The sequence below is a fragment of the Frankia sp. CcI49 genome, from assembly GCF_001983215.1.
Classification (GTDB): domain Bacteria; phylum Actinomycetota; class Actinomycetes; order Frankiales; family Frankiaceae; genus Parafrankia; species Parafrankia irregularis.
Window position 1 is genome coordinate 1 of sequence record NZ_MOWP01000062.1, and the last position, 12,809, is coordinate 12,809.

Annotated in this window: 11 protein-coding genes and 2 pseudogenes; 9 read left to right on the forward strand and 4 right to left on the reverse strand. The window is 68.0% G+C overall.

Features of this window, described 5'->3' with window-relative positions; genetic code table 11:
• A pseudogene (locus CcI49_RS44010) lies at positions 1-102 on the reverse strand (dihydrodipicolinate reductase); the annotation flags it as partial.
• Positions 103-433: 331 nt separating this feature from the next.
• Between CcI49_RS44010 and CcI49_RS39120 the strand changes: the two are divergent.
• The 3 genes from CcI49_RS39120 (at position 434) to CcI49_RS39130 (ending at position 3,018) form a co-directional block, all read left to right on the forward strand.
• The gene (locus CcI49_RS39120; protein ID WP_076834786.1) at positions 434-1,507 is read left to right on the forward strand and encodes an alcohol dehydrogenase catalytic domain-containing protein; all 1,074 of its coding nucleotides are present in this window, start codon (positions 434-436) and stop codon (positions 1,505-1,507) included.
• Positions 1,508-1,516: 9 nt separating this feature from the next.
• The gene (locus tag CcI49_RS39125; RefSeq protein WP_241840554.1) at positions 1,517-1,888 is read left to right on the forward strand and encodes a nuclear transport factor 2 family protein; all 372 of its coding nucleotides are present in this window, start codon (positions 1,517-1,519) and stop codon (positions 1,886-1,888) included.
• A 269-nt stretch (positions 1,889-2,157) separates the two neighbouring features.
• Positions 2,158-3,018: an NAD(P)-dependent oxidoreductase gene (locus tag CcI49_RS39130; protein WP_076834788.1), complete on the forward strand. Its 861-nt coding sequence runs from the start codon at positions 2,158-2,160 to the stop codon at positions 3,016-3,018.
• 49 nt (positions 3,019-3,067) lie between these two features.
• Here CcI49_RS39130 and CcI49_RS44015 read toward each other — a convergent pair.
• Both CcI49_RS44015 and CcI49_RS39140 read right to left on the reverse strand, forming a co-directional pair.
• Positions 3,068-3,214, reverse strand: a pseudogene (locus CcI49_RS44015) (IS5/IS1182 family transposase); the annotation flags it as partial.
• A 546-nt stretch (positions 3,215-3,760) separates the two neighbouring features.
• Positions 3,761-4,927, reverse strand: coding sequence for an aldehyde dehydrogenase family protein (locus CcI49_RS39140; RefSeq protein ID WP_076834791.1), 1,167 nt, complete (start codon positions 4,925-4,927; stop codon positions 3,761-3,763).
• 70 nt (positions 4,928-4,997) lie between these two features.
• Here CcI49_RS39140 and CcI49_RS39145 point away from each other — a divergent pair, with 70 nt between their 5' ends.
• On the forward strand, positions 4,998-6,854 hold the full coding sequence (locus tag CcI49_RS39145; RefSeq protein WP_076834792.1) for a diguanylate cyclase: 1,857 nt from the start codon (positions 4,998-5,000) through the stop codon (positions 6,852-6,854).
• Positions 6,855-7,112: 258 nt separating this feature from the next.
• Here CcI49_RS39145 and CcI49_RS39150 read toward each other — a convergent pair whose 3' ends face one another.
• The gene (locus CcI49_RS39150; RefSeq protein ID WP_131831303.1) at positions 7,113-7,769 is read right to left on the reverse strand and encodes a TetR/AcrR family transcriptional regulator; all 657 of its coding nucleotides are present in this window, start codon (positions 7,767-7,769) and stop codon (positions 7,113-7,115) included.
• A gap of 354 nt (positions 7,770-8,123) precedes the next feature.
• On the opposite strand from CcI49_RS39150, the gene CcI49_RS39155 reads away from it, so the two are divergent.
• The 5 genes from CcI49_RS39155 to CcI49_RS39175 form a co-directional block, all read left to right on the forward strand.
• Positions 8,124-9,209: a Rieske 2Fe-2S domain-containing protein gene (locus tag CcI49_RS39155; RefSeq protein WP_083749989.1), complete on the forward strand. Its 1,086-nt coding sequence runs from the start codon at positions 8,124-8,126 to the stop codon at positions 9,207-9,209.
• A 29-nt stretch (positions 9,210-9,238) separates the two neighbouring features.
• Positions 9,239-10,000: an acetoacetate decarboxylase family protein gene (locus CcI49_RS39160; protein WP_076834797.1), complete on the forward strand. Its 762-nt coding sequence runs from the start codon at positions 9,239-9,241 to the stop codon at positions 9,998-10,000.
• Between the two features lie 88 nt (positions 10,001-10,088).
• On the forward strand, positions 10,089-11,303 hold the full coding sequence (locus tag CcI49_RS39165) for an amidohydrolase family protein (protein WP_076834799.1): 1,215 nt from the start codon (positions 10,089-10,091) through the stop codon (positions 11,301-11,303).
• Positions 11,300-12,202 (forward strand): SDR family NAD(P)-dependent oxidoreductase, encoded by a 903-nt coding sequence (locus CcI49_RS39170; RefSeq protein ID WP_083749990.1) that lies wholly within the window; start codon positions 11,300-11,302, stop codon positions 12,200-12,202. Before CcI49_RS39165 ends, CcI49_RS39170 begins: the two co-directional genes overlap by 4 nt.
• Before the next feature lie 176 nt (positions 12,203-12,378).
• Positions 12,379-12,809, forward strand: a 431-nt coding sequence (locus CcI49_RS39175) for an SDR family NAD(P)-dependent oxidoreductase (RefSeq protein ID WP_116437626.1), incomplete at its 3' end; no start/stop codon positions are given.

Below are 12,809 nucleotides of genomic sequence, written 5' to 3' on the forward strand. Positions count from 1 at the left end.
GGAGAAGCACCCGACGAGATCGAGGTCCGGGTGGGCCAGGACCGTGCGCACCGCGCTGCGACCGACGATGCCCGTGGTCCACTGAACGACTCGTAACGGCAACGTACTTCCCCTCGCCGAGGCATCACTTACGATGCATATCGCATCGAAATTAGCACCGACCGGCTGATAGCGACAGTGGGTGGCGTAGTCCCGCGACCTGCGGCGAGTCGCGAAGGCGCGTGGACAGCTCCGCGGGCGTGCGTCGACATCCGCGCCTTGGCGGCACTGCGGCGGCCGGTCGCATGGCGCCAGTCCCGCCGCCGGCCGCCCTACACATCGCGTGCGCGCCAGCTGCATGCCAGTTACGATTCGATGCGAGTCGTAACTAATATCTGGTCAGTTCTGGTCGCGCCGTGGGTGCGGCCGTGATCGGACGAAGGCGAGGGCCGGAATGCGGGCAGYGGTGTTGCGGGAGGGGCGGATCGAGGTCCGCCAGACAGCTGATCCCGTGCCGGGAGCAGGCCAGGTGCTGGTACGGACGTTGTCCTGCGCGATCTGCGCGTCGGACCTGCACTTCATGGACAATCCCGAAGGCGTGGCGGCCGATGACAGTGGGTTGTGGGACTACCACGCAGACCGGGACATCGTCATGGGTCACGAGTTCGTGGGCGAGGTTGTCGCCTACGGGCCGGGTACCGAGGGCAGGCTGCCGGTGGGCACGCGTGTGACGAGCCTGCCGGTGCTGGTCGGGGCGGGCCCGGTGCGCATCGTCGGGTGTAGCCCGGATGCGCCTGGCGGGTTCGGTGAGCTGATGCTGCTGACCGAATCGCTGGTGCGCGCGGTGCCCGACCATGTTCCGACGGATCAGGCGGCGCTGGCGGACGCGTTCGCGGTGGGGGAATACTACGTCCGCAAGGCAGATCTCGGTCCACATGACGTGCCGCTGGTGATCGGGGCGGGTGCGATCGGGCTGTCCGCCGTCGCGGCGCTGAGCCGCCGAGGCATCAGTCCCATCGTCGTCTCGGACTACAACGCCGGCCGGCTGAAAATCGCGGAAGCACTGGGAGCCACTCATGTGGTCAGCCCGGACGAACGGTCCCCCTACGACCTGTGGCGTGACGTGACGCTGGGCGGCCGGCCCGGCCGGCCGGCGTTCGGTGGGGCGGACCCGTCGGCGCCGCAGTGTGTGGTGTTCGAGTTCGTCGGACTGCCGGGAGTGCTGGACGGCATCATCCAGCAGTGCGAACGCGGCACCCGCATCCTCTCCGCGGGCGGCCCGCCGGAGGGCGACCGTATCTCCTCCATGGTGGCCAAGCGCAAGGGCGTCAACATTCAGTTCGGCGGGGGCCCGGACCCCGAGGACTGGTACGGCACCCTGGACGCGATCTGTGCCGGCAGCCTCGACGTGAGCCCGGTCATCGGGATGACCGTCGACCTCGACGGGGTTCCGGACGCGCTACAGATCGCGCGGCGTGCCGACGGCCCGGCCCGGATCATGATCCATCCTGCTGGTGACGTGGACTGAGGAGGATCGGTGAGCGACGTGGCAAGTGACCAGGGACAACTCGCCGAGCTGGCGGCCACCGTGGCCGACTTGGGCGCGCGGCTGCGCGCCGTCGAGGACCAGGTGGCGATCGGGCAGCTGATCGCCCGGTACGGGCCGGCGGTGGACAGCGGGTCCGCCGACGCCGCGGCCGGGCTGTGGGCATCCGACGGGGTGTTCGAGGTGCCGCCGTACGCGGTCTGGACCGGGCGTGGCGAGATCGCCGGTATGGTCGACGGCGCCGGGCACCAGGGTCTGATCGCGAATGGCTGCGGGCATGTGCTGACCGCGCCGCTGGTCAAGGTCGACGGCGACGAGGCCCGTGCCTGGAACTACGCGCTCAACATCCGCTGGGACGCCTAAGCCGACCGGTTCTGGACCGCGCGGCTGTCTGCGAACAGCTGGTGGCTGCGCCGCATGCCGGACGGTTGGCGGGTCACCCGTCGGGTCAACCGCGCCCTCGACGGCTCGCCCGAGCCGAGAGCCCTGTTCCAGGCCAGCACCCAGCCGTTTCAGGCCGGCGCCCAGCCCTCCTGAGTCCAACGATTCAGGCGGTCGGCGGATGAGCACGAAACGCGCCTCGGGTAGCACCATGAACGACTTTGAACAGACGACAGGAGAAAGGTGATCGCATGTCGGACGCCGCCGCCCCAAGCCTCGGCCCAAGCGGGAAAAGTCAGCCAGCTGGTCCGGTGACCTTCGTCGGTGCCGGCCAGATGGGCGCGCCGATGGTCGAGCGCCTGCTTGGCGCGGGCGTCGATGTCACACTGCATGCCCGCCGGCCCGAGGTCCGGGAGACCTTCGCCGGCTTGGGCGCGCGTACCACCGCCTCGCTGGCGGACGCGGTGAAGGGCGCGAGTGTCGTCATCTCCTGCCTCTTCAACGAGAGCCAGGTCGAGGATGCGCTGCTCGGCCCCGACGGCCTGATCTCCCTGCTGGAACCAAATGCTGTCCTGATATCCCACACCACCGTGGGGATCCGGCTACTCGCCCGCCTCCACGAGGCCGCAACCGCGCACAGAGTCCTGCTGGTGGACGCGCCGGTCAGTGGCGCGCCGGACGACATCCTCGCTGGGCGCCTCACGATCCTCGCCGGCGGTGACCCGGCCGTCATCGAGCAAGTCCGCCCGGCGCTGAAGACCTACGGCACAGTCCTGCCCACCGGGGCGATGGGTACCGCCACCAGGGTCAAACTCGTCAACAACCTGCTGTTCACCGTCRACGTCCAGACCGCAGCGGCCGCCGCCCACCTCGGCCGCCAGCTCGGCATCGAGACGAACGCCCTGTTCGACGCGCTCGCGCACTGCAGCGCCGCCACCTACGCCATCGAGACCATGCGGGCCGTCGGCTCCGTCGAGAAGTACGCCGAACTCGGCGCCAAATACCTGCGCAAGGACGTCACCGCCGCCCTCACCACCGCTGCTGAGGAAGGCGCCGACCCCGGCGTCCTCGCCCACACCGCCCACCACGGACCCCTGCCCCTGACCTCATGAGGCTGCGAGGGAAAGCCGCGATCGTCACTGGAGCTGGCGTGGACTACGCCTCGGCGTCGAAGGACATCGGACGTCGACCGCTGCGACCACGGCGGCTCCGGTTCGCCTTCTGGTCGATCTTCTCGGGGATCGTTGCGGTGATACGCCTGCCGCGCGGGTAGGCCCGGTTGGCGCGGCTGGAGTACGCCTGGTGAGCACCAGCTGTGGCTGACCCGCCGCCTCACCCCGCGGGAGCGGTGGATCCCCGTGCGATCCAGCACCGGGTGTTGACCACCCACCAGATCCTCGAACCTGGCTGGGCCACCCGCCGGTGGCGGGTCCTTGACCGCTTCAAGCCGCTCGTGGTCAATGGCCTGTCGCCCTGCACTTATGTTCTCGACGTTCCCGGTCTAAGCCGTCCTCGCGCACGAAGACGGCTTAGGCCAAAGAAGGTCGGCTACCAGCACGACCGGGCGCATGGGCATCGCTCACTGCCTGCATCTGGCCCACCAGGTCGGGAACGGGATGTTCACCCAGCTGATCCACCGCGCCCGCCCGCCAAACGCCGCCGGCCGGCTCACGGCGTGGTGGTCAGAGGAACAGCACGTGGGACTGTTCGGGGACGTTATCCGTCCGGACGCGCATGCTCGGTGAGCGACTGTACGACCCACGCCACCAGCTCACAGCGCTCCCGCGACATGCTCTGGCTGACCTTCGTGTCCCTGCCGCCCCACGGCCCTGGGAGCAAGCTCCCAGCCAAACGCTACGCGGGCTCGGCCATCGCCTTCTGCTCGAGGTACTCCTCGAAACCGGCGATGCCCATCTCCCGACCGACCCCGGACTGCTTGTAACCCCCGAAGGGAACGTCGGAGCCGTACCAGAGACCGCCGTTGATCGACATAGTGCCGGTACGGATGCGTCGGGCTACCCGGAGCACCCGGTCGCGGTCGACGCCCGAAACTCCTCCGGACAAGCCGTAGATCGACTCGTTGGCGATGCGAACAGCGTCGTCGTCGTTCTCGTAGGGGATGACGACGAGTACGGGGCCGAAGATCTCCTCCTGGGCGATGGTCATCGAGTTGTCGACGTCGGCGAGGAGCGTGGGCTGGAAGTAGAAGCCCTTGTCGAACTGCGTGGCGATACCGCCGCCGACGACTGCCCGGGCACCTTCCTCGATGCCTTTGCGGACGAGCCCGTCGATGCGCTCGAGTTGGGCCCGGTTGACGATCGCGCCGGTCATGTTCGCCGGGTTCTCTGGGTCGCCGTAGGACATGCCAGCGAGCATGGCGGCCGCCGCCTCGACACCTTCGGCGTAGCGTGAGCGTGGCAGCAGCAGCCGAGTGCTGGTGGCGCACCCTTGCCCGCCGTGGGTGCAGACCCCGAAAACGGCGGAGACCGACGCGGCGGCGATGTCCTCGACGTCGTCGAGGACGATGTGGGCGGACTTGCCGCCGAGTTCGAGGAACACCCGCTTGATGGTGGCGGCGCCGGCCGCCATAATCCGCCGTCCGACCGCCGTCGAGCCGGTGAAGCTAACCATGTCAACGTCACGGCTGATGGTGAGAACCTCACCGATGCTCTTGTCCGCCGCGGTCACGACGTTGAAGACACCAGCGGGGATGTCGGTGTGTTCGGCGACGAGCCGGCCGAGGGCCAACCCGGTCCACGGGGTGTCGGGGGCGGGCTTGAGAACAACGGTGCAGCCGGCGGCGAGCGCCGGGGCGACCTTGGCGATGTTGATCTGGTTGGGATAGTTCCACGGTGTGATCGCGGCGACCACGCCGACAGGCTCACGCTCCACCCACCGGTTGGCCTGCCCCGTGAGCGTGGCCGCGACGCCGAGCTGCCGAGATCCGGCGAGGCGGGAGGCGACCGCGACGCCCCAACGTCGACGGTATCGCCGCCCTCCACCGTCACACGGAAGGACCATGCGTTCGACTCATTGGCGGCGGGCGGGATCGGGGTAGTGTTAAGAAAACGGAGTCAGGCGGTGATGCCGGATGGCCGGGCAGTTCAACCCAGAAGATCTTTTCGACCGCCTGGAAATAGGGGTCGTCGTCTGCGGCGCCAGTAGTCACCGAATTCTCCGGGTAAACAAGGCTGCTTGCCGAATGTCCGGCTTGTCCGAGAATAGTTTGGTCGGCATGCCCTGGGATTCTTTTATCGACACCGATCTGCAGTATGAACTGAACGAACGGGTCGACCGGATCATGCGCGGCGAGCGGATCGGATCGCGAACCTACTCCTCCTTCACCCGGTCGGACGGCACCGTCATCCACCTGTTGGCCACGTCGACGTGGGAGCCGGCGCCCGACGGCGGGGAACTGTTGGTGATAACTCAGTTCCAGGACATCACGGATCAGGTCGAGACTCACGCAAACCTCCGCCTGCTGGTCGAGCATACCCCGGTGTCGCTTCACCTCATCGACCAGCAGGGTCGGCTGCTTTTCTCGGAGGGGGCCCTGCTCGCACCCGAATCCGCGCGGGAGCGCATGGAAGCCGCGCGCGCCACGACGATGCTCGATGCTTTCGAGGACTTCCCGGAGGGCGTCGAACTTTTCCACCGCGCCCTCGACGGTGAGGCGACTTTCCGCGTGATGGAACTCTATGGTCGCTTCTACGACGTGCACATGGTGCCGGTGCCAGGCCCGGACGGCACAGTTCGAGCGGTCGCCGCGGTCTCCACGGACGCGACCACGCGGGAGTTGGCGTTGCGGGAGCTCAGGGCGCGCTCCGCGGAGCAGGCGACTGTCGAGGATCTCGGTCGCCTCGCCTTGGAGGTCCCGGATCAGCAGCCGCTCCTGGAACGGATCGCCGCAGCGCTCACCTGCCACCTCAACGCGACGGCCGTGACCATTCACGAGGTGGCACAGGATGCTGTGGACCGTTTCCAAGTGGGCGCCGAGTCCGCCGGGCCGGGGTGTCTCCAACTACTCCTACAGGTGGGTGGCCCGCCCGAACCGGAGACGCTGGGTGCGGAGGCGATGGTTGCCCGTGAGCCGGTCACGCACTGTTGCGCCTCGCGGAGCGCATGCGCCGACGGTGATCCCCCGGAACAACATCAGTGGTGCGGGCTCGCCGTTCCGGTGGGCTCCACTGAGCGACTGACAGCGGTCATCGCGGCCTACCGCCCATGTGAGGAACTCCGTGACGAGCAGTCCRCGCTGCATCGCCAGGTGGTCTCCGGCGGCATCGGCGCTTTCAACGAGCGGGAGATCACGTTCGTCAGGTCCGTCGCCGGGGTGCTCGGAGCGGCGGCAGCGCGCATGCGGACCGAGCGCGACATCCGCTACCAGGCAATGCACGATGGTCTGACTGGTCTTCCTAACCGAATGTTCCTGCTGGACCGGATCGCCCATGCGATCGATGCCACGCAGGACGATGGGGACATGGCGGGCATTCTCTTTGTGGACTTAGACGGATTCAAGTCCGTCAATGATTCCCTCGGCCATCAGGCCGGCGACTACCTGCTGTGCAGCATTGCGTCGCGGCTGTGCGGGGTGGTGCGCCCGGGCGACACCGTCGCGCGTTTATCGGGAGACGAGTTCGCGATTCTGTGTGAGAATCTCACGGCAGGGAGGGTCCTGGCGGAGGTAGCGGATCGAGTCATCCGCGTCGTTCGCGAGCCCATCAGCATTGTGGATCGATCCGTCGTAGTCGGCGCGAGCGTCGGCGCAGCACTGTCCGATGCCAGCATTACCGATGTTGACGGCCTGCTCCGTGCAGCGGACCTCGCGATGTACGCGGCGAAACGGCAGGGCGGAGGTAGATGCCGCTTCTTCGACGAGCACCTCGAGACGGGACTGCCCGCCCCAGGGGTGAGGCGTGGACGGACTCGTGCCGGACCAGATCCTTGACAGTTCCGGTACCGCCATTTCCGCCGCCTCCGTGGTAGCCCCGCCCAAGCAGGTCCGTAGTAGCGCCGAGCTTCGGGTCTCTCAGCGCTGCTGGATCGGCCCGGCCGTCGTCCCAGGAGACCGGGATACCGGCCAGGGCACCGGCCCGCGCGTACTCGGGACCAATTGACCCCGGCCTTCACCATGGTTGATCCCAGGCGTTGCGCCACAGGCGGATAACTGCCGGGCAGCGGTCAGGGGCAGCCGAGTGCAGGTCTTCTACCGCTGCGCTTGCCTCCTGGGGAACGTCGTGGCCGCGAACGCACCCCGCACGATGTCGACGAAGTCGGCGTCGTGCATGCCTGGCCCCGTGATGTCGCCTTCCTCTCGCGCAGCGTCGTCGGCGCGATATGCGCCGACCATGGAACCCAATATGCGGGCGAGCACGTCTGCGTCGCCGGCGCGGATCGTGGCGTCGCGCTGCCCCGCCCGGATGAGCTCGGCTTCCAGCTGCATGGCGGTCGTGTAGCCGTGTGCGATGTCGACGCGGAGCTCGGGCAGCGTCGGGAAGCCCGCGGCATACAGCCGGTCGATGACGCGGCCGAAGTCGCGGTGCGCCCGGAAGAACTCGATCTCGGCCATGACCAGGTCGAGGAGGCGGTCGATCGCTGGGCCGTCGGCCTCGATGAAGGATCGGACCTGCGCCATGATCACGACGGAACGCCGGTCGATCACGGCGCGTAGTAGCGCCTCCTTACTGTCGAAGTGCAGGTAGAGCGCCCCGACCGAAAGCCCGCAGGTGTCCGTGACCTGTTTCAGGTTGGTCTCCCGGTAGCCGCGCTGGCCGAAGAGCCGCTCGGCGGCATCGAGCAACTGGTCCCGGGTGAGCGCCGCGATCAGCTTGCGCCGCTCCTCGCGCGGCGTCGCCTTGGTCATGGCCGCCCGCTCCACGGCGGCAGGTGTCCGGCCGCGCCGGTCCGCATGTAGCTACTGGCGATCAGTTTGTGACTATCAGTGTCGATCAGTGCTCCTCTCGCTTCACTTTCCCACTCGGGCATACGAAGAGGCGCACCTTCCGTCACAGCTGGCTTCCGCAATCCGGTCACGAGGTCGCTTGCCCTCCGGTCTTGTGAACGCGCACATCCATGTGTTGAATGATGCTTCAGTGTAGTGAATGATAGTTCAGCGGCTGGATGTGCGACGACACTCCCGCCCAGGCGGTGAACCAGGTCGCTAGGAAATTGGATATTTTATGCAATTTCGCTTCCACCTCTCCACGGGAGACAGCTCATGACGATCTACGGCGAGACCCGGGCCGACCGGCCCAGCGGTTCCGGCATGGACGGCACGCCGACGATCTCCGCGGCGCCCGCGGAAGAGCTTGTCGGTCTGCCGATGCCGCAGCGGTTGGAGTCCCTCTACGATCTTTCGTTACGCGCACGCGTCCGTCGGGAGCGCGGGCCGCGGTTCCCGTTCCCGGTCCCGAACGGCTGGTTCATCGTGGCCCGGGCCGACGAGATCCAGCCGGGCGGCACGAAGCCGCTGTTCTACTTCGGTAAGGACCTGGTCCTGTTCCGCGGTGCGGACGGCACGCCTTACCTCGTCGACGCCTACTGCCCGCACCTGGGCGCCCATCTGGGTGTCGGTGGCAAGGTCGTCGACGGCAGCCTGCAGTGCCCGTTTCACGGCTGGCGGTTCGATGGTGCGAGCGGTGCCTGCGTCGAGGTGCCCTACGACGACAACCCGCACATCCCGAGGACGGCGACCGCGCGCTCCTACCCGGTGGTCGAGCGCAACCACATGATCTGGGCCTGGCACCACCTGGAGTGCAAGGAGCCAACCGTCGAGGTGCCGGATGTCCCGGAGTTCCACGACGCCGACTGGCTCCCGATCGTCGCCAAGGACTTCGAGATCGCGACCTGCTGCCAGGAGATGGCCGAGAACAACGTCGACACGGTGCATTTCCTCTACGTGCACGGGACTCCGTCGATCCCGGAGGAGGAGTTCGTCATCGACGGGCCGTACAAGCGCACGTCGGGAATGAACGGCGCCTTCGTTCGTGAGGGCTATGGGCTGGGCCTGGCCGTGCTGAGGCTGAAGGGCTACACGACGTTCGTGTCCTCGACGACACCGATCGACGAGGAGAACGTGCACGTCCGGTGGATCTTCACCGCCCCCCGGTCACTCGGTGAGGACGCTGCCGAGGAAGCCGCAGTCAGGTTCACCGCCGGTATCAGCCAGGACCTGCCGATCTGGGAAAACAAGATCTTCAAGGATCCGCCGGTGCTCCGGCCGCCAGAGAAGGCCGTGACCGAGCAACGGCGCTGGTGCCAGCAGTTCTACAGCTGGCCCGAGGGCGACACCCGCCGCCCCTGACACCGCTTCGTCATTCAGGAGGAGCCCCGATGGGGAACCGTTGGGTACGAATCGAAGAGAAGAAGTCCGAGACCGAGGCCGGTTTCGCGGCCGGGCTGCCACCTCTACCCTCGTTGGAGGTCGTCTACCGCACCGATCCCGCGGTCCTCGCGTCGGTGCTGCCCCCGCCGCTGACCCCGCCGGCCGAGCCGCGGGTGCACGTGCGGGTCACCGACATCGACCTGACCTTCGGCGACTTCCACTACAAGGAGCTGGTCGGCTACTTCGCGGTCGACGCGGTCCATGACGGGGTGACGGGCGAGTATCCGCTGCTGATCCCGATCGACCTGGAGTCGGCCATCTCGATCAGCAGAGAGAAGCACGGGGAGCCGAAGAAGCTCGCCGAGATCGAGCTCACCCGCGACGGTGACCACGTCGAGGGGCGGATCAGCCGCAACGGCGTCAGCTTCATCGAGATCGTCGGTGACGTCACCGAGATCCTCGATGTGCCGGGGCCTTACCCAGCCACGCAGTGGTGGTACAAGTTCATGCCCGCCGTGTCCGGTGCCGGCTTTGACGGCGACCCGCTGCTGGTGCGTTACGACCAGACCCGCAGCCCGGCCACCGTGGAGAAGGTCGAGGGGAAGCTCGTGCTCCGCGACGAGCCCACCGCCCCCGTCATCGACCTGCCGGTGCTCGAGACCGTGTCGATCACCTACACGACCCGGTCCTCGACGGGCCGCGCCAGCGTCGTCGGCCCGGTGGACCCGGTCGCCTTCGAGCCCTTCGCGTACGCCCGCTACGACCACTGACCTTCCTGCCAGAACGTCCCGGTGCCGGCAGGGCCGCCTGATGGCCCGCGACAACCGACGAACCTGCGACTCGATAGGAGAGAGGGACATGAGCGACAAGTATCTGCTCATCTCAACCGACACCCACGCCGGTCTGCCGCCTGAGCAGTACCGCGAGTACATCGATCCGAAGCACCGCCAGGCGTTCGACGACGCGCTGGCCGCCGACGTCCAGACCGCTGCCCTGGTGAACGCCGACGACCACCAGCGGTTCCTCGCCGAGTGGAACTCGGAGATCGGTGAGCACGGTGGAATGGAGGGCGCGTGGGACCCGGCCGTGCGCACCAAGGAGATGGACGCCGAGGGGGTCGCGGCCGAGGTCGTCTTCCCGGACGCGGACTCCGCCGGCGTCGGTGGTGTCTCGGCGTCGCCGTTCGGGTCCGGGCTCGGATCGTCGGGTGACAGCGACCCGGAACTGGTGATGGCCGGCGCGAAGGCGCACAACCGGTGGGCCGCCGAGTTCTGCCAGAGCGAGCCGGACCGCCGCTACGGCATCGCGATCGTCCCGGCGCTGCACGACGTCGCCGCTGCGGTCACCGAGGCCGAGTGGGCGGTGGAGAACGGGCTGCGCGGCGGGATCATGATCCCCACCAAGTGGGGGAGCTACCCGGCCTACAACGACCCGGTGTACGACCCCCTGTGGTCGGTGTGCGCCGAGGCCGGGCTGGTCGTGCACACCCACTCCGGAGTCGGCCCGACCGACTACACCTGGGCCCCCGGCTTCCTGTCCATCTACGCCACCGAGGCGTACTGGTGGGCAGCCCGGCCGTTCTGGGCCCTGCTGCTCGGCGGCGTCTTCGAACGCCACCCGAAGCTGCGCTACGCCCTGGCCGAGAACGGTGCCTGGTGGGTGCCGGACATCCTCGCCCGGATGGACGCCAAGTGGGAAGGTGACCACTCCACCCGCAAGTTCGGCCCGGCGACATTCCGGGACGGCATGCGGATGAAGCCCTCGGACTACTACAGGCGCAACGTGTGGATGGCCTCGTCGGTGATGGGCGACATCGAGGTGGGGCGGCGCCACGAGATCGGCATCGACCGACTGATGTGGGGCCATGACTACCCGCATCCCGAGGGCACCTGGCCGAACACCAGGGAATGGCTGCGTAACCGGTTCGCTCACGTGCCGGAGGCCGACACCCGCCGGATCCTCGGGCTGAACGCCGCCGAGCTTTACCGTTTCGACCTGGACCGGCTCGATCCGATCGTCGACCGGATCGGCCTGACCGTCGAGGACATCCACGGCACCGGGCCGGCCGCGTGAACCCGACGATCACCGACTTCGCGGGGAAGGTCGTCGTCATCACGGGCGGTGCGGCGGGCATCGGCCGGGCACTCGCCGACGCGTTCGCCCGAGCCGGCGCAGTACTCGTGCTCTCCGACATCGAGAAGAACGCCCTCGATGCCACCGTCACCGAGCTGTCCGCCGCGACCAGCGCCGAGATCAGCGGGGTCGTCTCCGACGTGTCGGACGAGCACTCGGTCGAAGCCCTCGCCGACGAGGTGTTCCGCCGCTACGGACACACCCACGTGCTGGTCAACAACGCCGGCGTAGGCCCCCCGTCAGCGAAGGTGTGGGAGAGCACGCCGAACGACTGGCGGTGGACCTTCGGCGTCAACGTCCACGGCGTCGCGAACGGGATCCGCTCCTTCGTGCCCCGCATGATCGCTTCCGGCGAGCCGGGGCACATCGTGAACACCTCGTCCGGAGACGGCGCGGTCGCCCCGATGCCGAGTGCCTCGGTCTACGCCGCGAGCAAGGCCGCGGTGTCGATCCTCACCGAATGCCTCGGTGCCCAGCTCGCCGAGGAGGGACATCCGATCGCTGTGTCGCTGTTCCTGCCGTCGGGCAAGGGACTGCTGGACACCGGGCTGTGGACGTCTGACCGCAACCGGCCTGCGGAGCTTGCCCGGGAGACGCCGCGTGCGACCCCGGCGACGACGGTCGCCGCGCTCGTGGAGTCGGCCACCAGGTCGGGTACCGAGATCCCCATCCAGCCTCTCGACGAGCTCGCCGACGACGTCCTGCGTGGCATCAGGGCCGGCGAGTACTGCCTCATGCTCGGCCGCGACGATGCGGCCACCACGCTGCGCGAGCGTGCGGAACGCTTCGGGGCGGGCGAGAACCCCACCCAGGCCGGGCACACCCTCCTGCCGATCTGACCACCACAAGAAAAGCGGGCGGTGGTCAGCGGAAAGCAGGCCACCACCTTGACCGGCTTCGTCGCGTCGATGACGTCATTCACGCATCGTCGTGACCACAACATCAGCGCACGTGCGGCCGACGAGACCAAGCGACGCCGGAGCCCGTATCGACATCCGATCATCGAGGAGGGATCATGGGAAAGCTTGACGGCAAGGTCGCGTTCGTCACCGGCGCCGGCCGCGGACAGGGACGCAGCCACGCGCTGCGGTTAGCCCAGGAGGGCGCGGACATCATCGCGATCGATCTGTGCGAGCAGATCGAGAGCGTCCCGTATCCGCTGGCCACACCGGAGGACCTCGCTCACACGGCCAAGGAGGTCGAGGCGCTCGGCCGTGGCATCGTCGCGGTGAAGGCCGACGTACGGGAGCGCGCGCAGCTGCGTGCCGCGGTCGACGAGGGGCTCGCCCGCTTCGGCCGGCTCGACATCGTCGTCGGCAACGCCGGCGTCTGCCCCTGGGACGACCTGACACTGTGCGGGGGCTTCGTCGACGGCACCGACGTCGACCTCATCGGCGTGATGAACACCGTCGCGGTCAGCCTGCCGCATCTGAAGGCCGGAGCGTC